The sequence below is a fragment of the Mycobacterium sp. NGS19 genome (assembly GCF_059813155.1).
The window spans coordinates 766,945-787,379 of sequence record NZ_JCALEB010000002.1; the positions used below are offsets into that span (position 1 = coordinate 766,945).

Consider the following 20,435-nt stretch of genomic DNA (forward strand, 5'->3'; position numbering starts at 1 on the left):
GGCCCGCTCTCGCGATTTCCCGCGCTGGCTACCGGCTCGGCGATCAGCCGCCTGCCTGCTTGCGCTGCGCCTGTGCATCCTTCAGCTGCTTTGCGGCGTCGCGGCTGGCGTCTTCAGCGGCGCGCAGGTCCCGCTCGGCTTCGTCGTAGCGCCTACGCGCCGCGGCGACCGCGTCATCGGCCTGGGCCTTCGCCTGTTCGGCCGCCGTCACCGCTGCCCGGGCTCGCTTGATCTTCGTCTGATCGGGTGCTTGTTCGACGTCCGGCTTCGAAGCGGCCACCGAAGCCGCCAACGCGTCATCACCGAAGCCCGACCATTGTTCGGGCCTGGTCAGCCGACCCAGCCGCGCGGCCACGTCGGGATCCGCAACCGCGGCTTGCAAGGTGGCCGTCACGTCCTCGCGCAGCGCCGCCGACGGGTCCGCGATCTCCGCAGCGTCAAATGCCGTCCGCGACAGTTCGTCGATGAGCTTGCGTTGTTCGGCGGACAATTCGCGAATGCGGTCGCCTTCCAACGCGGAGTGCGCCTGGCGTAACCGTTCCCCCAGATCCCTCAGCCGCTGCGTGGCCTTGCCCTGGCTCAAAGCAAGCCGGTTGACCACCCACGCGGCCTGCGTGGGTTTTCGGGCGGCGGTGATCTGCTTGACGGCCTGCGTGTCACCGCGATCCTTCGCGGCGGCCGCGAGCCTGCTGCGGGTGGCCGTGAACTTGCCCGGCGTCACCCAGTACAACTCGTCCAGCGCGTCGTCGGCCATGCCGCCATGATTACCCTTGACCGCGATGCTGCACCCACCGAACACCCCGCTGGGCAGGTTCGGCATGGAGACGCTCGTCGACAGCCCGGACCCGTTCGTGGGTGCGATCCCGATGGCCGGCCTCGAGAACCCGGTGACCGGCGCGCCCACCGTCGCGCCGCTGGCCGTGCTCGTCGACTTCGTCGCAGGACTGGTCAACCACTATCGCCGCGGCCCGGACGAGTGGACCGTGTCCAGCGAGCTGACGCTGGACCTCGCGCCGGACGCGCTGGCGGCGATCGCACAGGCGCCCGACATCCCCGTCGTGGGCACGGCACGGCCAGTAGGACCGAAGGGCGGCACGTCGCTGGGTATCTGCGACGTCACCCACCGTGACGCGATCATCGGTGTGGGCACCGTGCGGTCGGTTCACATTCGGCTTCCCGGCCACTTCCCGCAGGCGCCGAAACAGACGACGGCGGACCCGGCGCCGACTGGGCTGGCAGAGATCATGGCGCTGCGCATCGGACAGTGCGATCCGCCGGTGCTGTACCAAGACCCCCACGCGGCACTCGACAACAGCATGGGCATCGTGCACGGCGGAATTGCCGCTGCCGGATTGGAACTCGCCGCGTCAGCTGCACTCAGCGCCGGCCGCCCCGGCGGCCCGCTCGACACCGCGTCGCTGCGGGTGAACTACCTGCGCCCGTTCCGCGGCGGTGCCGAATCTCGTTACACCGCAGAGGTTTTGCACGCGGGACGGCGAAGCGGCGTCGCGACAGCACAGGCAATATGCGACGACGGCGCCGTCGCGCTCGTCGCCAACGTCACGGCCTACCGCCGATGAAGTTGGGCCGGCACAGCACGGTTCGCCGAAACGATCATCGACAAGTCGCGATGACCCCCAAGTCGCCGGCCCCGGTGGGCTGGCTCTACCTCCTCGTCCCCGCGGCGATCGGCCAGTGATTTACAGTCCGAAGGTGCCTTCGACAGTCAACGTCGACTTCGTCCGGCCCGGCGTCGCCTTGCTGCAGCTGAACCGTCCGGAGCGGCTGAACGCGATCGACCAGACCATGCGCTCCGAACTCCTGCAAGCGTTGCAAGCCCTCTCCGCCGACACGTCGGTCAACGTCGTCGTGGTCACCGGCACGGGCCGCGGCTTCTGCTCGGGCATGGATGTGCGCGGATTCGGCGCCAGCGCTCCGGAAGCGAACGACCCGGCGATCGAGCGGCTGCGCTTCCAGGAGTCGATGGCCGCGCTGCCCCAAGCGATTCGGGACCTGCCCCAGCCGGTGATCGCGGCGGTCAACGGGCCGTGCGTCGGCGCCGGCCTTGCGCTGTGCCTGGCTGCTGACATCAGGATCTGCTCTGCCACAGCGACATTCGGCAACGCGGCTATTTTGCTGGGGCTGTCGGGAGCGGAGATGGGGATGAGCTACTTCCTGCCCCGTATCGTCGGCTCGAGTGTGGCCGCCGACTGGATGCTGACCGGGCGCACGGTGTCGGCCGAGGAGGCTGATCGCCGCGGCCTGGTCAGCCGGGTCGTGGAAGCGGACCGCCTGCTGGACAGCGCCCTCGAAATCGCTTCTGACATCGCCGGTCTCACGCCGCTGGGTGTGCAGCTGACCAAGCGGGCACTCCAAGTCAACACCGACGCCGCCAGCCTGGCGTCGGCCCTGGAGCTCGAGAACCGCAACCAGGTGCTCAGCCACGCGACTGACGAAGCCGCCGCGCTGCGCCGGAAGTGGTCCACGTGAGCGGGCCGCTGCGCGGCGTGCGGGTGGTGATGATGGGCGGCTTGGGGCCGGGCCCGTTCTGCGGCATGCTGCTCGGCGACCTCGGCGCCGACGTGGTCAGGGTGGATCAGCCACGTCAGGTCGACGGCGGGTTGCCCATCGACTACACCGTGCGCCGCAACCAGCGTTCGGTGGCGCTCGACGTCAAGGACCCGCGTGGCCGCGAACTCGTGCACCGGTTGGTCGAAGACGCCGACGCGTTCGTCGACGTGTTTCGTCCCGGGGTGGCCGAGCGCCTGGGTATCGGCCCCGCCGAGCTGCACCAGGTCAACGGCCGGCTGGTGTACGCGCGGATGACCGGCTATGGCCAGGACGGTCCGTACGCCGACCGCGCCGGCCACGACATCAACTACATCGCACTGGCGGGCGCGCTGCACGGAATCGGCACCCAAGACACACCGGTTCCGCCGCTGAACCTCGTCGGCGACTACGGCGGCGGCGGAATGCTTTTGGCGGTGGGCTTGTTGAGCGCGATCCTGCACGCCCGCGAATCGGGCGAGGGTCAAGTGCTCGACGTGGCGATGGTCGACGGTGCCGCTGCGCTGATGGCTCCGTATCACGGGATGGTGGCCGCGGGCACGTGGCGCGATCATCGGTACGACAACCTTCTCGACGGCGCGGCGCACTTCTACGGTGTGTACGAGACCGCCGACGGCAAGCACATGGCGGTCGGAGCGCTCGAGCGACAGTTCTACGCGGACCTGTGCCGGCGAATGGACCTCGACATCCCGCACGACTACGACGATCCGTCGGCATGGAGTGCTCACCGCGAGACATTCGCGGCCCGGTTCCGACAGAAGACCCGCGCCGAGTGGGAACGCGAACTGGACTCGGCCGATTGCTGCGCAGCACCGGTGCTGTCGATCACCGAGGCGCCGCATCATCCGCACAACGTGGTCAGGGGATCGTACGTCGAAGTCGGCGGGGTGCTCCAACCGGCGCCCGCACCCCGGTTCTCCAAAACCGTTCCGGCACAACCTACTCCGTCGGCTCTGCCCGGCGACCACACCTGCCAGGTGCTGCGTCGGTTGGGCCTCGACGACCACGCGATCGCCGAGCTGGTCGACGCCGGCGTCGCCAGACAGAGCAGGAAGGACGACTAGTGGCGTGGGACTTCTCCACCGACTCCGAATGGGCCGCACAGTTGGAATGGGTGGACGACTTCGTCCGCGAGGAGTGCGAGCCGATCGATTTGATCGTCAACGAGTCTCACGACCTGAACGACCCGGTGCGCCAAGCTCTGATTCCGCCGCTGCAGGAAATCGTCAAAGAACGCGGCTTGTGGGCCACCCATCTCGGCCCGCATCTCGGCGGACCCGGCTACGGCCAGGTGAAGCTGGCGTTGCTGAACGAGATCCTGGGCCGCTCGGAGTGCGCGCCAATCGTTTTCGGCTCGCAAGCCCCTGACTCCGGCAATAGCGAAATCCTGGCCCACTACGGCACACCGGAACTCAAGCAGCGTTACCTCGAGCCGCTGCTGGACAACCGGATCGTGTCATGCTTCTCGATGACCGAGCCGCAGGGTGGCGCGGACCCGAAGGTGTTCACCACCACGGCCGTCCAGGACGGCGACCACTGGGTGATCAACGGAGAGAAGTGGTTCTCGTCGTTCGCGTCGATCGCGTCGTTCATCATCGTGATGGCGATGACCGATCCCGATGCGCCGCCTTACCAACGGTATTCGATGTTCGTCGTGCCGGCGGAGACACCCGGGATCAACGTGTTGCGCAACGTTGGCCTGGGTTATCAGCCTCTAGGCGGCGGCCGGGAGGGCTATGTGCGCTACGAGAACGTGCGCGTCCCGGCCGACCACATGCTGGGTCCGCGCGGCGGAGCGTTCGTCGTCGCCCAGACCCGCTTGGGCGGCGGCCGGATTCATCACGCGATGCGTACCGTCGGGCTGGTGCGGCGGATCTTCGACATGATCTGCGAGCGAGCGGTATCCCGGTACACCCAGGGCGGGATGCTGGCCAACAAGCAGTTGGTGCAGGAGATGGTGGCGGACTCGTGGATGGAGATCGAGGCGTTCCGGCTACTGACCTTGCAGACAGCGTGGAAGATCGACCAGCACAACGACTACAAGGCCGTTCGTACCGACATCTCCGCGGTCAAGGCGATGATGCAGAAGGTGCTGCACGACGTGTCGGCGCGGGCATTGCAATTACATGGCTCGCTGGGCGTGACGCACGAGATGCCGTTCGTGCAGTACCTTGTCGAGTCGTTCGTGCTCGGACTGGCCGACGGGCCCACCGAGGTACACAAGGTGACGCTCGCTCGTCTGCTGCTCAAAGACCGCACGCCGGCGCCGGACGTGTTCCCGTCCGAGCACCTGTTGCGGCTGCGCGAGGCGGCTGAGGCCAAGTTCGCTGACAAGCTGGCGGGCATACCGCGCAACTGAGCCGCCGAGAACACAGTTGTTGACGCTATTGCACGGTTTTCACGCCAACAAGTGTGTCCTCGGCGCGGTGGAGGCTAACGCAGCCAACCGGTTTCGGTCAGGAACGACTGTGTGTGCGCGATGCGGCCGGTGAGCGTCTTCGGATCGCCCGTGCACAGCTCCAGCGCAGTCTGCGTGATGAGCTCGATGTCCTCGGTGTCCGTCTTGGCCAGATCCAGGGTGCCGGCGCCCGGGGTGGCGACCGGGTTCGACGGTGCTGCGGCATTCACGGCGATGCCGTCGTCGTACAGTTCGGCGGCAAGGCTTTTCGTGAGCCGGTTCAACGCCGCCTTCACGGTTCCGTAGATCCCGAAGCCGGCTGTGCGGTCGAATTCGGAAAATGGGGGCCCCTCAGGCAAATCGCCGCCGACCGAGGTGACGTTGAGCACCCACCCGCGCCCGCGTTCCCGCATCGCCGGGATGGCCAGCTGAGTCAGGTGCAGCGGCGCGAGCACGTGCATCTCGAACATCAGCCGCACCCGTCGGTCCGGGAAGGTGTCCAGCGGCCGCAAAAAGGTGACGGCGGCGTTGTTGACCAGAATGTCGGGCGCGCCGATCTGCTCGACGACCTCGGTGAACAGCCGGTCCCGCTCCTCTGGCTTGGACAGGTCGGCCTGCACTGCGATCGCCGCGCCGCCGTCTGCGGTGATCTCGTCGAGCGTGTCCCTCAGCGAACCCTGATATCTGGGGTCGGGCTCCGTCGTCCGCGCGGTAAGCGCGACGGTCGCCCCTTCGCGGGCCAGCCGCTTGGCGATCGCCTTACCCAGACCCCGGCTGCTGCCAGTCACCAGCGCGGTCTTGCCGGCGCACCTTGCATTACTCATCGCAGAGACGCACGTTACCGTCAAGGGCGTGAAACTGTCCGGTGTTGGGATATGGAGTTCGCAGCTGCGGTACGGCGACAAGGCCCAAGTGGGCGAGGCCGCTGCCGAACTCGAGGAACTCGGTTATTCGGCGTTGTGGATTCCCGACGTCGGCGGACCGGTGTTCGATTCGGTGGCGCACCTGCTGGAGTGCACAAGGCGCACGGTGATCGCCACCGGAATCTTGAACCTGTGGATGCACACGCCTGACGAGACGGCGCAGTCCTTCGCCTCGCTCACCGCAGCGCACGGAGAGCGGGTTCTGCTGGGAATCGGGGTCAGCCACGCGCCGCTGATCGACTCCAAAGAGCCCGGCCGGTACCGCCGGCCGTTGGCGGCCACCCGATCGTTTCTCGACGGGTTGGACGCCGCGTCGCCGCCGGTGCCTGCCGAGCACCGCGTGCTGGCCGCGCTTGGGCCGAAGATGCTGCAGTTGGCGGCCACGCGGTCCGCGGGCGCACACCCCTACCTGGTGACACCGGAGCACACGGCGTTCGCCCGCGAGACGATGGGTGCTGGCCCGGTGTTGTATCCCGAGCAGACGGTGATCCTGGGCGACGACCGCGACACCGCACGCTCAATCGGCGCGAACTGGCTGCGCTCCTACCTCGCGTTGCCCAACTACGCGAACAACCTTCGGCGACTCGGCTTTTCGGACGACGACCTGTCCTCGGTGAGCGACCGGCTGCTCGACGCGGTGATAGCGTGGGGCGACGAGGACGCCGTCGCCCGCCGGGTCGACGAACACCGGTCCGCCGGCGCCGACCACGTCTGCATCCAGGCGCTCGACGCGGACCCCACCGCGTTCCCGCGTGAGCAGTGGCGCCGACTCGCCGCCGCGCTGACATAACCGGCCATGTCTGATCTCGACATCGGCATCTACGTGCCGCAGATGGGCTTCTCGTACGCCGACATCCTGCACCGCGCGCTGCGGTGCGAAGAGCTGGGCATCGGTTCGCTGTGGCTGTACGACCACCTGTACGGACCCGGCATGCCCGACGTGGCGTCGATGGAGGCCTGGACGGTGGCGACGGCGCTGCTGAGCCGCACCGAGCGGCTGCGGGTCGGACACATGGTGCTGTGCAATCAGTTTCGCCATCCCGCTGTTCTGGCCAAGATGGCCACCACGCTGGATCAGATTTCGGCGGGCCGGCTGTATCTAGGCATCGGCAGCGGTTCGATCGAGGACGAACACCACCGCACAGGTCTGCCGTGGGGCAGTTTTCGCGAGCGCTCGGAACGGCTGGGCGAGACGCTGGAAATCTTGACGCAGGCCTTCAGCGACAACGTGATCGACTTCGCCGGAACGCATTACACCGTGCGGGCGATGCCGATCAAGCCGGGTCCGGTTCAGCAACCGCGGCCGCCGATCATCGTCGGCGGTGTGGGTGAAAAGTACACGCTGCCGTTGGTCGCACGCTATGCCGACATCTGGAATGTGCCGACGTACGCGCTCGGCGAGCTGGAACACAAGGTGTCGGTGCTGCGATCACTGTGCGAGCAGATCGGGCGCGACTTCGATTCGATCGTGCTGTCGATCGAGGCGGTGATGGCGCTGGCTCCCGACGAGGCGTCGTTGCCCAAGGTGCGCGAGGTCGCCGAAAGGCGTTTCGGCGTACCAGCATTCGGGCTGCATAAAGGTGGGCTGATCGGCACCCCGCCGGCAGTTGTCGAACGGCTTGGCGAGTTGAAAGGACTCGGCTTTCGCCAGATCGTGCTGTTCACCCACGACCGCGCCGCCGACGACACGTTGGAGTTGTTCGCGTCGACGGTTCTGCCGCAGCTCGACTAGGTCAGTCCTTACGTTTGGTGTCCGGCAGTGGACGGTTCGCGACAACGGGGAACTCCCCGGTGAAACCCATGCGATCCCGGGCGACGGCCAGCACGCGGGCCCGAACCGCATACCAGCCTGCGATCAGCGCAGGAATGATGACTGCCAGGGTGGACACCGTCCACGTGCCGATCGGCGGGTCGAGTGCCATCAGAACGAGGACCGCGACCAAGAACGCCATCGTCAGGTAGCTGGTCCAGGGTGCACCCCACAACCGGAAAGTGGGCCGATTCAGGATGCCTTGTTTCGACCAGCGGTACAGCTGCAGCTGACACAGCACGATCGTGCCCCATGACGCGATGATGCCCAACGCGGCCATGTTCAGGACGATCTCGAACGCCATCTCGGGCACCACGCCGTTGAGCAGCACGCCGAACAACCCGATCAGGGCGGTGAGGCAGATGCCGCCGTACGGAACACCGCGCCGGTTCATCAGCGACGTGAACTTCGGCGCGCTGCCGTTCATCGCCATCGAACGCAGGATCCTGCCGGTCGAATACAGACCCGCGTTCAGGCTCGAGAACGCTGCCGTCAGGACAACGACGTTCATGATGGTGCCGGCACCGTTGACGCCGATCTTGGAAAAGAATGTGACGAAGGGACTTTCGCCGGGCTTGTAAGCCGAGTACGGCAACAGCAGGCCCAGCAGGAAGGTCGAGCCGACGTAGAAGAGCGCGATACGGGCGATCACCGAGTTGATCGCGCGGGGCATGACCTTCGCGGGATTGGCGGTCTCACCGGCTGCCGTGCCCACCAACTCCACGGCGGCATAGGCGAACACCACCCCCGAGGTGACGATCACCAAAGGAAACAGTCCCGTCGGGAACAGGCCCCCGTGGTTCGCGATCACGCTGAACCCGGTCGGCTGGCCCTGCACGTGGTAACGGCCGGCCAGAAAGATCGTGCCTGCCACCAGAAACGTCAGCAGCGCAAGCACTTTGACCAGTGCCGCCCAGAATTCCAGCTCGCCGAAGAGCGTCACCGAAATCAGATTCATCCCCAGAACGACGGCCAGGGCGATCAACGCTATGAGCCACTGCGGAACGCTTGAAAAGGCCGACCAGTAATGGAAATACGTGGCTATCGCGGTCGAGTCGACGATCGACGTCATCGCCCAGTTCAGGAAATACATCCAGCCGGCGACGAAAGCTGCCTTCTCACCGAAGAATTCGCGTGCATAGGATACGAACGAACCCGATGACGGCCGATGCAGCACAAGCTCGCCCAGCGCACGCAGGATCAGGAATACGAACACGCCGCAGATCCCGTACACCAAAAACAATGCAGGGCCGGCGTTTGCGAGCCGACCACCGGCACCCAGGAACAGCCCGGTGCCGATCGCGCCACCGATCGCGATCATCTGCAGCTGGCGCGGTTTCAGACCCTTGTGGTAGCCGGCCTCCTCGTGGGTGAAGGCGGACCGGTCGTAATCCGACGGCGTGCGCGATGCGGGGGTGGCGGCCATCGACCTGGTTCCTCACTCGTCGGTGTTCTGCTGCTGACCGGCGACAGGCGGATTCGGGATGTCACGAAATGTGAACACGAAGCCGAACACCGCGATGCCGGCCGCAGCAGCGTAGCCGATGATCGAGTACCACCCGGCGTGCAGATAAGCGGTCACCGCGACAATGAACATCGCGAGGAACACCATCGACATCCCGATCAACGGTGTCTTGGCCTGGAAATCGATCCGCGCCATCGACCATCACCTCCGCGCCCGCCACGGTGTACCGACAGTCAACACCGCGAGCGTGCCGACGGCAATGTCAGGGCAGCAGCAACCTCAGTCGTTCCCAGCCGCGAACGGTGGACGTCGGGGCCAATTTCATGGTGTCGTAGTCGATGTCCCACTCGGGCCAGCGATTCAGTAGTTCGTCGAGTGCCACCCGCCCCTCCAGCCGGGCCAAGTTCGCGCCGAGGCAGTAATGCAGTCCCTTGCCGAACGTAAGGTGGCTGATGTTGTCGCGGTGGATGTCGAACCGGTCGGGGTCTTCGTAGCGGCGTGGGTCGCGATTGGCCGCGCCGAACAGCAGCAGCATCGCGCTGCCCGCGGGCACGGTGGTGCCGTAGCACTCGAAATCCTTTGCCATGTACCGCGCGACATGCGGCCCGGTAGGCTCGAAGCGCAGCGTCTCGTCGACCGCACGCTGCAACAACGACCGGTCCTCGACCACTTCACGGCGCTGGTCCGGGTGTTCGGCGAGCACCTTCGCCAGCCAGCCGATCAGCCGTCCGGTGGTCTCGTTGCCGGCACCTGCGACCACTTGGGTGTAGTGCAGCACCTCTTTTCGGGTGAGCTTGCGGGTGACGCCCTGTTCGTCCTCGAACTCCACGTTCAGCAGCGCCGTCATCAGGTCGTCGGAGGGATTTTTGGACCGCCATTCCACATAGTCGGCATAGATGCGCCCGTCGGCGATCCGGTCCGGTTGGGAAACCTTCATCGGTGCACCGGGTTTGGTGCGCAGGTTGGCGTCGTTGGCATCGCGCACCGCCACCTGATCGGACTCCGGAATGCCTAGCAGCATGCCGATGACCCGCATCGGCATCATCGCGGCCAGTTCGGCGATGATGTCGAAGCTGTCCGAACCTACCAGCGGATCAAGGCAATTCACGCAGTACCGGCGGATCTGGTCTTCGATCTCAGCCATCCGTCGCGGCGTGAACACCCGCGACATCAGCCCGCGCAGCATCGTGTGGACGGGCGGGTCCTCGAACATCATCACGCCCTTGGGCATGTCGAACTCCGACTTCACCAGCTCCAGGATGTCGCTGCGCTGGTTGGAGAACGTCTCCCAGTTCAACAGGGCCTTCTCGACGTCGGCGAAGCGCGACAGCGCCCAGAAGTCGTAGCGGTCGTTGTAGTAGATCGGCGCCTCGTCACGCAGCCGCGCGTAGGTGGGGTACGGGTCGGTGACGATGTCGATGTCGTACGGGTCGTAATAGACGGCGGTGGAGTTCGCGATGGTCATGATCCCTACTTCAGACAGCTGCCGGCGTCGACAGGAAGCGTGACGCCGGTGACGTAACGCGATTCGTCGGAGGCGAGAAACAACACGGCGTTGCTGATGTCCTCGGCTTCCACCCAGGGAATCGGCAACATGTGGAACGTCTCGCACACCGGGGCGAGATCATCGGGCCCGGGATTTGGTAGATCCGGCCGGAACAGCCGGTACGTCTGCTCGTTCAACAGCAGCGGAGTGTTCACATGGGTGGGATGCACGGAGTTGACCCGAATCGAATATTGGCCCAGCTCAACGGCAAACGTCCGCATCAGCCCGACGACACCGTGTTTCGCGGCCGTGTAGTGCCCGGTGTGCGGATACGCCTTGAGGCCCGCCACCGAACTCGTGAGCACGATCGAGCCGCCTCGACCGCCGGCCTTGATGTGGCCGACGCCCGCCTTGACGGTCTTCCACACTCCGCTCAGGTTGACGTCGATCATCTCCTGCCAGACGTCGTCGTTTATCTTGTCGAGCCGCGAACCGATGGTGCCGATTCCGGCGTTGGCGACGATCACGTCGAGCCTGCCGAGTTGCGACACACCAGCGTCGACGGCGGTTCTCAGCGCCTCGAAGTCGCGCACGTCGACCTCGGCCGTGACGATCCGCCGGTCCAGGTTCTTGACCAGTTCCGCGGTGTGCGCCAGGTCTTCTGGCGTGGCGCCCGGTGCCGGCGACTTGTCGAACGGCCGGCAGATGTCGACGGCGATGATGTCCGCGCCCTCCTGCGCCAGTCGCACGGCGTGGCTGCGGCCTTGACCGCGCGCCGCGCCGGTGACCAGCGCGACCTTTCCCTCGACCCGTCCCGCCATCGCAGCCCTTCTCATTTTTGGGCGATCGCCCAATAATTGCCTTGCGGTATGTGTAGCACCACGTAGAGTGGTCGGTCAAGGGCAGGGAAAGGCCGAGATGACATCTGCGAAAGCCGGCGTGCGGGATTCAGGTACCCGCAGAGCGCTGATCAGGGCGACTGCCCAACTGATGCTCGAAGACGGCTATGCCGCCGCGACGTCGCGGCGGGTGGCTGCCAAAGCCGGCGTCAAGCCGGCACTGGTGCACTACTACTTCCCCAGCATGGACGACTTGTTCCTGGCTGTTTTCCGGGCGGGTGCAGAAGCCAACCTCGAACGTCTGCGTGCAGCGCTCACCGACGGTGAGCCGCTTCGCGCGCTGTGGCAGCTGAACAGCGCACAGGGCAGCCAGCTGCTCATGGAGTTCATGGCACTTGCCAACCACCGCAAGGCAATTCGCAGCGAAATCATCGCGTACTCCGAGCGCTTCCGGGACATGGAGGAGGCCGCGATGGCGCTGGTGCTGCGGGCGCACCGGGTGGACATGCAAGCGTTTCCACCGGTGGTGATGTCGATGATCGTCGCAAGCCTCTCCCGCATCCTGGGGATGGAGCAGGGCCTGGGCATCACGCGCGGGCACTCCGAGGCGACTGCGTTCGTCGAGCGCTATCTGAACACCTACGAGCTCAGCACTGCGGCGGACGGCTAGGCCAGTCGCGTGGCGGCCAGCTGCCGAAGATCTCCCGTCTTGATCTTCGCGTTGCCGGTCAGGGCGATCTCGTCGTCTGTGAAGAACAGCACGTGCCGCGGAACCTTGTAGCTGGCCAGCCGTTCTCTCAGAAAACTGCGAATCTCGTCGGCGTCCGGCGCCGACCCGTCGTGCGGCACGACGCAGGCGACGACGACCTCGCCGAGTGAATCGTGCGGTACGCCCACGGTGCGGGCCACCTTCACACTGGGATGGGCGGCCAGCGCCTCGTCGACCTCCAACGGCGAGACGTTGGCACCGCCGGTCTTGATGATGTCGGTGAGCCTGCCCTCCCAGTAGAGTCGGCCCACGTCGTCGAGATACCCGGCGTCGCCGGTACGGAAAAACCCTGCAGCGTCCAGGGTTTCGTCTAGAGGCGTCCCGATGTAGCCGAGCATCAGCGTCGGACCCTTGACGCAGATTTCGCCGCGTTGCCCGCGCGGCACGATGTCACCGGTGAGGGGGTCGACGATCTTCAGTGTCACGCCGGGAAGCGCCTCGCCGCTGCTTTCGGCATGCACCTCGGGCGGGGTGTTCGCAGGGAAACATGTTGTGATCGTGAAGGTTTCGGTGTTGCCATAGGCGTGTCCGGGCTCGAACCACTTGGTGGACACCGTGGGATGGCGTGCGACGGGCGTCTTGAAGTCGACGAACCGCATGCTGCTGAGGTCCACGTCGTTCCAGTTCGGTGCGCTCTCCAACTGTGCCCACTGATGCGGCCACGCGAACGGAAAGTTCACTCGCTCGGCCTGCATCAACTCCAGCGCTTCGGCGGCGTTGAACGTCGGCTGGAGAACCAACGAGCCGCCCGCGGCCAGCGTGGAGCCGACCGACATCCCGAAGTTGCCCGACCAGAAAAATCCGTTGGCCGACCAGCAGCGCACATAGTCCTGTGGCCCGAACCCGTACATACGCCGGAACCGCCACAGCTGGATCGACACACCGCGATGCGCGCTGAGGATGCCCTTGGGTCTGCTGGTGGACCCCGACGAGAAGAACAGCACGGCAGCATCACTGGGCCGGACCGCCGCGGCCGTCGCCTCCACCAGCTCACGAGGTTCGTCGCGCCCCCGCGCCAGGAAGTCATCCCAGGTCTCGACGCCCGGCGCGTCGTCGCCGACCACCACCAACTGCCGCAGAAACGGATAGGCGCGGGCGGGCAGCGACGTCGCGCCCAACTCCGCCAGCATCTCCGCAAAGTCCTTCTTGAGCACGTTGCGCTCGAACAGCAGCACCGAGATGCACGACGAAGCAAGCAGATAGTCGAGTTCAGCGGCTGTGGAGAACGTGCTCAAAGTGACAGCCACCCCGCCGGCCATCGCGATGCCGAACACCGCAGCCAGCCATTCCGGCCGGTTGGTCATCAGCACGCCGACGCGGGTGTCTTTGCCGACGCCCGACGCGCGCAGAGCGCGGGCTACGTCGACGGCGTGGTCGTAGAAATCGGTGTAGCTCCAACGCGTCACACCGCCGGATGCGCGGAACACCAAAGCCTCGCGGGCGCTGTACATTTCGGTGACCTCGCGGAGGAAGCCCGGCAACGTCAGCGCCCCGAGCCCCGGCTCGCTGCTCAGCGGAGGTCCCGAGACGATGGACAGCGGCTCTGTCATCACACCGGCAGCTCGACCTCGGCGGTGCAGTCAACCAGCCGCTCCCCATTCTGGTTGGTCAGCTGCAGCTGTACATTCACCAGTGGCATGCCCCAGACGGATTCCGGCTCCTTGCCTACGATCTCGGCGTCGAAATACGTCACGTCGCCTTCGAAGGCGGGGCCGCGGAAGTCTGCCTTGGTATGGCGGACCATGCCGTCGTGGCCGGCCCAGTAGGCCAGGTAGTCGGTGCACCAGGCGCCCATGGTCGCCCCGTAGCCGTAGGCGCGGGCCATTCCGACCTCGCTGGCTTTGTCGGCGTCGATGTGGCCTCGCGAAGGTCCGACGTAGAGTCCGTCACGCTTGCGCGGATCGATCTTGGCGTCTTCTTCGTCGAAGCGGAATTCTTCCCCCCAGCCGGGATCCTGGTACACCCACGGATCGTCGACACCTTCGGGCGTGACCCAGTAGAACGTGCCCCAGATGTTGAACAAGAACGCACGATATTCGGTGGTGAAGCTCGCGATGCTGTGCGGCCCGATGACGCGGCGCGGCAACGTGTCTCCGACCTTCACCTCGTCGAAATGCGGGGAGACGCCCGCCCGGTTGGATTCCAGCCAGTCCCGGCGCAGCTTCTCGATGCCGACGAGCTCGTCACGAGTCCACCGCTTGACCTCGCCGAGCTGGCTTTCGAACATGCCACGCTTCTTGGCTTCTTCGTACAGATACCGGATTGCCGTCGAACGCTCACGAGCCACCAGCACGCCGTGCTGATTGGTGTGTACGGTGTCGCCACGAGAAAACATGGTCGGCCCGGCGAACTTCGTCTGCACCACCTTGTAGTCGTGAAAGCGGCGCTGCTGGAAGAGCTGGTCACCTGGCCGTACCGGACAGCCGTAGAACCACCACTCCTCGCCGCCGAAGATCAAATGGCTGTTGGGAATATGGCCGACGCACGCCGGTGCGGCGCCATGGCCGTAGTCCAGCGCGACCGCGATCGACTGCGGCGCGACGATGCCGCCGAACTTCGACGCACGCGCGAATTCTTGGTCCCAGTGCAGCGGGTTGGGATAGTCCATCGCCATCACCCACCGACGAATGTCGCTGCTACTGCAGGGATCCCACAACTGCCCGCCACCGACGGGCTTGCCTACCCGGTGGTCGACGTCGGACAGATCGAGCTCGGCCATTTGCGTCTCCTCAGCGGTTGACGTCGACGACGATGCGACCGCGGACCTTGCCGTCGATGAGGTCCCCCGCCGCGGAAATCGCTTCTTGCAGCCCGATCTCCCGAGCAATCGATTCGAGCGCGTCCACGTCCAGGTCGCGTGCCAGCCGCGCCCATGCGGTGAGCCGCCGGCCGCGCGGCGCCATCACGCTGTCGATGCCAAGCAGCGAGACGCCGCGCAGGATGAACGGGGCCACGCTGGCGGGGAAGTCCATGCCCTGCGCGAGACCACAGGCCGCGACCGCGCCGCCGTAGCGGGTCTGCGCGCATGCGTTCGCGAGTGTGTGGCTGCCGACCGCGTCGACCACGCCGGCCCAGCGTTCCTTCTGCAGAGGCTTGCCGGCCTCGGCCAACTCGGCACGATCCACCACCGTGGTCGCACCGAGCCGCTGCAAATACTCTGTCTCCGAACTCTTTCCGGTGGCCGCGGCCACTTTGAAGCCGGCCTTGCTCAGCAACGCGACCGCGACGCTGCCCACTCCGCCGGTAGCACCTGTCACGAGCACCTCACCCTGGTCCGGCGCTACCCCGTGGGCCAGCAGGGCCTCGACGCAGAGGCTTGCCGTGTAGCCGGCGGTGCCGATCGCCATCGCCTGCCGCGCCGTGAACTCCGACGGCAGCGGAATCAGCCAGTCGCCGTTGAGGCGGGCGCGCTGAGCCAGCCCGCCCCAGTGCGTTTCGCCCACCCCCCAGCCGTTGAGCACCACCCGGTCGCCCTTCGCGAAGTCCGCATGCGAGCTGTCGGTGACCACGCCGGCGAGGTCGATCCCCGGAACCATCGGGAATTTGCGGACCACCGGCGACTTGCCGGTGATCGCCAAGCCGTCCTTGTAGTTCAGCGTGGAGTACTCGACGTCGACGCTGACCCAGCCGGTTGACGGGCCGTCGGGAAGTTGCGCCTCGTCGAGCTCGGTGACCTCCACCGTCTGCCCGGAGTCGCCCTTGTCGATCAGAATCGCCGAGAACATCAATGGGCCTCCTGCCGCAATATGGGTCCGGGTCTCGACGCGGAGAATATCATTCTCGATGATGAGCATGATATTTCCGTCGCCTTGGTCGCCCATATGATCGCGGACAGCGCCGCGGTGCAGCCTGCGGCATTCTTCCGCACCACGCTTCCGGTGGACTTCTCGCAGCTCGCGAGCTTGGACGCAGGGCGCTACCACTCGATATGGCTGCCGGATCACATGGTCAGCTTCTGGCCGGACTCCATCTGGACTCCCGAGTTCACCGACCTGGCCACCGCGTCACCGTCGCCGCACCGGCACCTCGACGGCATGGCTGTCGCCGCGGCGGTGGCCGTGCTGACCGAGCACACGCCGCTGGCGACCAGCGTGGTCGACACCGTGCGTCGCCACCCCGCCATGCTGGCGCAGACTGCGTTGACCATCGACCATCTGGCCAAGGGCCGGTTCATCCTCGGACTGGGCAGCGGCGAAAGCGAGAACGTCGTCCCGTACGGCTTCGACTTCGCCCGCCCGGTCAGCCGCTTCGAGGAGGCGGTGAAAGTCATCCGGCTGCTGTGGGAAAGCGACGGCCCGGTCGACTTCGACGGACAGTTCTACCGGCTGCGCCACGCGCGGTTGGACACCGAGCCTTACGGCGGGCAGTTCCCGGAAATCTGGATCGGGGCCAGTGGGCCGCGGATGCTCGAGATCGCCGGACGCTACGCCGACGGGTGGTGGCCGGCCGGTGCTTGGACGCCGGACCACTACGCGGAACTGCTTGGCGCAGTGCGGGATTCGGCTGAGCGGTCCGGACGTGATCCGATGGCCATCACACCGTGCTACATCCAAGTTTGCCTGATGGGACGCGACGACGCCCAACTGGCGCAAATCTTGGAGGCGCCGCTGGTCAAGGCGTTTCTGCTGCAGGTCTCCGCAGAGGTTCTGCGCCGCTTCGGGTTCGAGCATCCGATGGGCGAGAATTGGCGCGGCTTTCTCGACATCGACCCCGGGGTGCTTACTCGGGAGCGGATCATCGACTTCCTCGGTCGCGTCGATCCGGAGGCCATTTTGGCCGTCGTGCCGCACGGCACACCGCAGCAGGTCGCGCGCGTCGTCAAGACCTACGTCGACGCGGGATTGCGCGTGCCCAAGATCCTCGACTACGGGGCGATGGCCGGTCTGGACTATGCGGCCGCGTCGGCACACAACGTCCGGGCGGCCGAGGACGAACTGTTGCAGCTGTGCGGAGTTCCGGCGTGAGCGCGCCCTTGAACGCCTCGGAGATGCTGGCGCGGGCCGAGGCGCAGACGGGTCTTGACGACTACGGCGACCCCACGCTGCCGGAGCGGTTCGCTCTGGCCGTCGAGCACCTCAACAGCCTCGGACTGGATGACGACGGAAAGCGCCGCGCCGCGGAGGTGTGCCACTGGCTGCTGACCTCGCGGCTGGAGTTCTTCGAGGACCGCAACCGCTACCCCGTTGCCGATGAGGTGATCGAACGCCCGATGTTCGTCACCGGCGAGCCACGGTCGGGCACCACGTTGATGCACGCGCTGATGTCCGTCGACCCGACGGCGCGGGCGCTTCGCTTCTGGGAGGTGATGTATCCGTCACCGCCGCCCGGCCTCACCGGTCCCGACGATCCGCGCCGCGCGAAGGCCGACGCCGACTGGCGAGAGATCAACGCCCAGATGTCGAAATGGCTGCACAGCCATCCCTACAACGACATGCTCGGCGACGGCCTGCCCGAGGACGAACGGACCTGGGCGTTCGACTTCCGGGTAATGACGCCGACGGCGTGGTGGCGGGTGCCGATGCAGACGGTGGTCGGCGGGCTGCCCACCGATCCGGCCGCGCAATACCGCATCCACAAGGCGATGCTGCAGCAATTCCAGTACCGGCGGCCACGAAAGCACTGGGTGCTCAAGGGTTTCCACGGGTTCCGGCTCAAAGAGTTCTTCGCGGCCTATCCAGACGCGTCGCTGATGTGGCTGCACCGAGACCCCGTTCAGGTCGCCGCATCTCGCGCCATGATGATGGCCGACATCCTCGAGGGCATCGTCGGGCCGATCGATCTGCACGCGGCGGCCAAGATGCACCTGGAACTGACGCGCGAGAGCATCGCCAACACCATGACCAACCCTCTGGTCGACGATCCGCGGATCCTGCACGTGCGTTACACCGACTTCATCGCCGACCCCGTCGGCACGGTCCGACGGTTCTACGAGTTCGCCGGCTGGCCGCTCGGCGACGATGCGATCGCCGCGATGCGCGCGTATCTGGCCGACAATCCCGGTGACCGGCACGGCAAGTTCTCCTATTCCGCTCAGCTGCTGGTCGACATCGGCGAGGACCTCGACGCCTTGCATGCTGAATTCCGGCCATTCCGTGACCGTTTCGGTGTAGAGATCGAGAACCGTGGCTGACGCGGCGACGCACCACCGCCTGTCGGTGCACAGCGTCTCGTTCGCCGGCGCACCGCTGGGCGAGTTGGCGGCGCATTGGCGCGCATTGGGATTGCGGCGGCTGAGCCTGATCGACACGCAACTGTTCGAACCCGGGCTCGCCGGTGTGGTCGGCGACGGCGGCTACGCCGTGGAAACGGTCTGCCATGTGTTCTCGTCCACTGACCGGCTATTGCGTGTCATCGACGCGGCGGCCGCACTGCGTGCGCGGGTGATCTACATGCTGACCGGCGGGCGTGGCACATCGACGTGGGAGCAGGCCGCCGCGCAGTTCTGCACGGCGGTGCAGCCGTGCGTGCGAGCGGCAGAACAGGTGGGCGTGGCATTGGCGATCGAGCCGGCGTCCAGCCTGTACGCCGACATTCACATCGCCCACACGCTGCGCGACACGATCACCCTCGCCGAGATGGCCGGCGTCGGCATCTGCGTTGATCTGTTCCACTGCTGGGCAGAAGCCGGTTTCGGCGAGCTGGTCGAGCGCGCGCTGCCGCGAACCCAGCTGATCCAGCTGAGCGACTACGTGCTGGGCGACCGTGCGCTGCCGGCCAGGGCGGTGCCCGGCGACGGCGCCATCCCGATCGAGGCGTTCGTCAATCAAGCGCTCGCGGGCGGTTATCCGCACGGTTTCGATATCGAGCTCATCGGTCCGCGGATCGAGCGGGAGGGCCGGTTCGCCGCTGTGCAGCGGGCATGCGCAGTTCTCACGGCGATGCTGGAAAGGGCCGGTGCATAATGGCTTTCGGTGACGGGGACGACGACACCGCGCTGAGCGCGGCGTGGAGGCAGTTCTGCGAGCAGTTGAAGTCCGCGGGCGAGCGGGCGTTCAAGGACCACAACCCTGCGTCGGGCCTGCACCGCGCCGACGCGTTCCGGTTCCTCACCCAAAACCTCGGGCAGGCCTTCGACTTGGCGCTGGAAACCAAGGACACCCAGTATCCGGTGATTCACGCGTTCTGCACACCTCTGCGCAAACTCGGTGGGGACTGTGCCGATTTCACCTATCAGCAGGCGTGGATCGACGGGCGGTCGACGTACTGCATCACCGGGAATCGCGGTACCGCAAGGTTTTTCAACATCACTGTGCAGGGCTCTCGTCCTGATGGTCCCGCTGTGCTGCACGAGCCGTTCGGCGATGTTCCGGAGGCGAATCTGTTCGGCCATCAGTTGACGACGGACTCAGACGGTGATTTCGAGCTGTACATCGGCGGATCCCCGCGGGAACCAAATTGGCTGGCTACCACTGCCGAGTCGCGAAAACTGTTCATCCGTCAGGGATTTGACCGCTGGGACGAACGGCCCGCCCGACTGTCCATCGAACGCGTCGACATGGCCGCACCCCGGCCCGTGCCCACTCCCGAGACGATGATCGCGGCGATGCACTGGGCCGGGGAGTTCATCACAGGCCTGATGAGCGACTGGCCGGAGTTTCCGTTCACCCACGGCGGAGTCGACGCCGAGCACCCCAACCGATTTCCCCAGCCCGCCTCGACGAGCGCCGACGCCAAACGCGGCCGGGCGGCGGTGAACATGCACTGGGTGCTAGCGCGGGACGAGGCGCTGATCATCGAGTTCGACATGCACGAGGGGTTGTGGTCGTTCACCAACATGGGCGTGTTCTTCACCAGCATGGACTTCCTGTACCGGCCGGTGAGCTACACGCCCAGCCGCACGGTCGTCGACGAAGACGGCAAGGTCCGGCTGATCGTGGCCCATGACGATCCCGGTTACCACAACTGGATCGACACCCAGGGCTTCGAACGCGGCAACATCACCTATCGGCACATGCTCGAGGGCCAGCCGGCAGCGCTGAGGACCCGGCTCGTCAAGAGGGCGGAGCTTGCGCAGGCCCTGCCCGCGGACACGGCGACGGTGACCGTCGAGGAGCGGACTGCGCAGATGTGGGCGCGGTTCCACGGCGTCCGGCAGCGGTATGGGTTGTGAATCCGCCCGCCTTCTGCCCAATTCAGCCCGTCAGCTAGGTTGCTTTACAGTTCGGCCGGTTTGTGGA

General features: G+C 66.0%; 20 protein-coding genes. 11 read left to right on the forward strand and 9 right to left on the reverse strand.

The window, feature by feature from the left end:
* Window positions 1-43 precede the first annotated feature (43 nt).
* Window positions 44-754 carry a hypothetical protein gene (locus AC5Y4N_RS09065; protein WP_499904568.1) on the reverse strand — a complete coding sequence of 237 codons (711 nt, stop codon included), beginning with the start codon at window positions 752-754 and terminating at the stop codon, window positions 44-46.
* A gap of 25 nt (window positions 755-779) precedes the next feature.
* Here AC5Y4N_RS09065 and AC5Y4N_RS09070 point away from each other — a divergent pair, with 25 nt between their 5' ends.
* From AC5Y4N_RS09070 to AC5Y4N_RS09085, 4 genes are all read left to right on the forward strand, one after another.
* Window positions 780-1,580: a PaaI family thioesterase gene (locus AC5Y4N_RS09070; protein WP_499904566.1), complete on the forward strand. Its 801-nt coding sequence runs from the start codon at window positions 780-782 to the stop codon at window positions 1,578-1,580.
* Between the two features lie 133 nt (window positions 1,581-1,713).
* Complete coding sequence (locus AC5Y4N_RS09075; RefSeq protein ID WP_499904563.1) at window positions 1,714-2,490, forward strand: enoyl-CoA hydratase/isomerase family protein; 777 nt, start codon at window positions 1,714-1,716, stop codon at window positions 2,488-2,490.
* Window positions 2,487-3,632, forward strand: coding sequence for a CaiB/BaiF CoA transferase family protein (locus tag AC5Y4N_RS09080; RefSeq protein ID WP_499904561.1), 1,146 nt, complete (start codon window positions 2,487-2,489; stop codon window positions 3,630-3,632). Before AC5Y4N_RS09075 ends, AC5Y4N_RS09080 begins: the two co-directional genes overlap by 4 nt.
* Complete coding sequence (locus AC5Y4N_RS09085; protein ID WP_499904559.1) at window positions 3,632-4,927, forward strand: acyl-CoA dehydrogenase family protein; 1,296 nt, start codon at window positions 3,632-3,634, stop codon at window positions 4,925-4,927. The genes AC5Y4N_RS09080 and AC5Y4N_RS09085 overlap by 1 nt, the downstream gene beginning before the upstream one ends.
* Window positions 4,928-5,001: 74 nt before the next feature.
* Here AC5Y4N_RS09085 and AC5Y4N_RS09090 read toward each other — a convergent pair whose 3' ends face one another.
* A complete protein-coding gene (locus tag AC5Y4N_RS09090) occupies window positions 5,002-5,790 on the reverse strand; it encodes an SDR family NAD(P)-dependent oxidoreductase (protein WP_499904557.1) in 789 nt (262 codons plus the stop codon).
* Window positions 5,791-5,818: 28 nt separating this feature from the next.
* Between AC5Y4N_RS09090 and AC5Y4N_RS09095 the strand changes: the two genes are divergently transcribed.
* Together AC5Y4N_RS09095 and AC5Y4N_RS09100 are read left to right on the forward strand one after the other, a co-directional pair.
* Window positions 5,819-6,679 (forward strand): LLM class F420-dependent oxidoreductase, encoded by an 861-nt coding sequence (locus tag AC5Y4N_RS09095; protein WP_499904555.1) that lies wholly within the window; start codon window positions 5,819-5,821, stop codon window positions 6,677-6,679.
* A 6-nt stretch (window positions 6,680-6,685) separates the two neighbouring features.
* Entirely contained in the window at window positions 6,686-7,621 is a 936-nt protein-coding gene (locus AC5Y4N_RS09100; protein WP_499904553.1) for an LLM class flavin-dependent oxidoreductase, read from the forward strand.
* A gap of 1 nt (window position 7,622) precedes the next feature.
* Here AC5Y4N_RS09100 and AC5Y4N_RS09105 read toward each other — a convergent pair whose 3' ends face one another.
* The 4 genes from AC5Y4N_RS09105 to AC5Y4N_RS09120 form a co-directional block, all read right to left on the reverse strand.
* Entirely contained in the window at window positions 7,623-9,125 is a 1,503-nt protein-coding gene (locus tag AC5Y4N_RS09105; protein ID WP_499904550.1) for an amino acid permease, read from the reverse strand.
* Between the two features lie 12 nt (window positions 9,126-9,137).
* Complete coding sequence (locus AC5Y4N_RS09110) at window positions 9,138-9,359, reverse strand: hypothetical protein (protein WP_499904548.1); 222 nt, start codon at window positions 9,357-9,359, stop codon at window positions 9,138-9,140.
* 67 nt (window positions 9,360-9,426) lie between these two features.
* On the reverse strand, window positions 9,427-10,629 hold the full coding sequence (locus AC5Y4N_RS09115; RefSeq protein WP_499904546.1) for a cytochrome P450: 1,203 nt from the start codon (window positions 10,627-10,629) through the stop codon (window positions 9,427-9,429).
* A 5-nt stretch (window positions 10,630-10,634) separates the two neighbouring features.
* On the reverse strand, window positions 10,635-11,471 hold the full coding sequence (locus AC5Y4N_RS09120; protein ID WP_499904544.1) for a mycofactocin-coupled SDR family oxidoreductase: 837 nt from the start codon (window positions 11,469-11,471) through the stop codon (window positions 10,635-10,637).
* Between the two features lie 169 nt (window positions 11,472-11,640).
* Here AC5Y4N_RS09120 and AC5Y4N_RS09125 point away from each other — a divergent pair, with 169 nt between their 5' ends.
* Complete coding sequence (locus AC5Y4N_RS09125) at window positions 11,641-12,159, forward strand: TetR/AcrR family transcriptional regulator (protein WP_499906258.1); 519 nt, start codon at window positions 11,641-11,643, stop codon at window positions 12,157-12,159.
* On the opposite strand, the gene AC5Y4N_RS09130 is transcribed toward AC5Y4N_RS09125, so the two are convergent.
* Genes AC5Y4N_RS09130 through acuI form a run of 3 tightly spaced genes read right to left on the reverse strand, consistent with a single transcriptional unit; the run spans window position 12,156 to window position 15,983 of the window.
* Window positions 12,156-13,808, reverse strand: a complete 1,653-nt coding sequence (locus AC5Y4N_RS09130; RefSeq protein ID WP_499904542.1) for a class I adenylate-forming enzyme family protein — start codon at window positions 13,806-13,808, stop codon at window positions 12,156-12,158. The genes AC5Y4N_RS09125 and AC5Y4N_RS09130 overlap by 4 nt on opposite strands.
* On the reverse strand, window positions 13,808-14,977 hold the full coding sequence (locus tag AC5Y4N_RS09135) for a MaoC family dehydratase (RefSeq protein WP_499904540.1): 1,170 nt from the start codon (window positions 14,975-14,977) through the stop codon (window positions 13,808-13,810). The genes AC5Y4N_RS09130 and AC5Y4N_RS09135 overlap by 1 nt, the downstream gene beginning before the upstream one ends.
* A gap of 10 nt (window positions 14,978-14,987) precedes the next feature.
* Window positions 14,988-15,983, reverse strand: coding sequence for an acrylyl-CoA reductase (NADPH) (gene acuI, locus AC5Y4N_RS09140; protein ID WP_499904538.1), 996 nt, complete (start codon window positions 15,981-15,983; stop codon window positions 14,988-14,990).
* A 96-nt stretch (window positions 15,984-16,079) separates the two neighbouring features.
* Between acuI and AC5Y4N_RS09145 the strand changes: the two genes are divergently transcribed.
* The 4 genes from AC5Y4N_RS09145 to AC5Y4N_RS09160 are packed head-to-tail and all read left to right on the forward strand — an operon-like array spanning window position 16,080 to window position 20,368.
* Entirely contained in the window at window positions 16,080-17,222 is a 1,143-nt protein-coding gene (locus tag AC5Y4N_RS09145) for an LLM class flavin-dependent oxidoreductase (protein WP_499904536.1), read from the forward strand.
* Window positions 17,223-17,245: 23 nt separating this feature from the next.
* Window positions 17,246-18,388 (forward strand): sulfotransferase family protein, encoded by a 1,143-nt coding sequence (locus AC5Y4N_RS09150; RefSeq protein WP_499906256.1) that lies wholly within the window; start codon window positions 17,246-17,248, stop codon window positions 18,386-18,388.
* On the forward strand, window positions 18,381-19,160 hold the full coding sequence (locus tag AC5Y4N_RS09155; protein ID WP_499904534.1) for a sugar phosphate isomerase/epimerase family protein: 780 nt from the start codon (window positions 18,381-18,383) through the stop codon (window positions 19,158-19,160). The genes AC5Y4N_RS09150 and AC5Y4N_RS09155 overlap by 8 nt, the downstream gene beginning before the upstream one ends.
* The gene (locus tag AC5Y4N_RS09160) at window positions 19,160-20,368 is read left to right on the forward strand and encodes a DUF1214 domain-containing protein (protein WP_499904532.1); all 1,209 of its coding nucleotides are present in this window, start codon (window positions 19,160-19,162) and stop codon (window positions 20,366-20,368) included. Before AC5Y4N_RS09155 ends, AC5Y4N_RS09160 begins: the two co-directional genes overlap by 1 nt.
* Window positions 20,369-20,435: the final 67 nt, after the last annotated feature.

Coding starts and splice junctions, on each gene's coding strand:
- AC5Y4N_RS09065 (WP_499904568.1), bottom strand. CDS start 754: ATGGCCGACGACGCGCTGGACGAGTTGTACTGGGTGACGCCGGGCAAG.
- AC5Y4N_RS09070 (WP_499904566.1), top strand. CDS start 780: ATGCTGCACCCACCGAACACCCCGCTGGGCAGGTTCGGCATGGAGACG.
- AC5Y4N_RS09090 (WP_499904557.1), bottom strand. CDS start 5,790: ATGAGTAATGCAAGGTGCGCCGGCAAGACCGCGCTGGTGACTGGCAGC.
- AC5Y4N_RS09100 (WP_499904553.1), top strand. CDS start 6,686: ATGTCTGATCTCGACATCGGCATCTACGTGCCGCAGATGGGCTTCTCG.
- AC5Y4N_RS09105 (WP_499904550.1), bottom strand. CDS start 9,125: ATGGCCGCCACCCCCGCATCGCGCACGCCGTCGGATTACGACCGGTCC.
- AC5Y4N_RS09110 (WP_499904548.1), bottom strand. CDS start 9,359: ATGGCGCGGATCGATTTCCAGGCCAAGACACCGTTGATCGGGATGTCG.
- AC5Y4N_RS09115 (WP_499904546.1), bottom strand. CDS start 10,629: ATGACCATCGCGAACTCCACCGCCGTCTATTACGACCCGTACGACATC.
- AC5Y4N_RS09120 (WP_499904544.1), bottom strand. CDS start 11,471: ATGGCGGGACGGGTCGAGGGAAAGGTCGCGCTGGTCACCGGCGCGGCG.
- AC5Y4N_RS09125 (WP_499906258.1), top strand. CDS start 11,641: ATGCTCGAAGACGGCTATGCCGCCGCGACGTCGCGGCGGGTGGCTGCC.
- AC5Y4N_RS09130 (WP_499904542.1), bottom strand. CDS start 13,808: ATGACAGAGCCGCTGTCCATCGTCTCGGGACCTCCGCTGAGCAGCGAG.
- AC5Y4N_RS09135 (WP_499904540.1), bottom strand. CDS start 14,977: ATGGCCGAGCTCGATCTGTCCGACGTCGACCACCGGGTAGGCAAGCCC.
- acuI (WP_499904538.1), bottom strand. CDS start 15,983: ATGTTCTCGGCGATTCTGATCGACAAGGGCGACTCCGGGCAGACGGTG.
- AC5Y4N_RS09145 (WP_499904536.1), top strand. CDS start 16,080: ATGATCGCGGACAGCGCCGCGGTGCAGCCTGCGGCATTCTTCCGCACC.
- AC5Y4N_RS09150 (WP_499906256.1), top strand. CDS start 17,246: ATGCTGGCGCGGGCCGAGGCGCAGACGGGTCTTGACGACTACGGCGAC.
- AC5Y4N_RS09160 (WP_499904532.1), top strand. CDS start 19,160: ATGGCTTTCGGTGACGGGGACGACGACACCGCGCTGAGCGCGGCGTGG.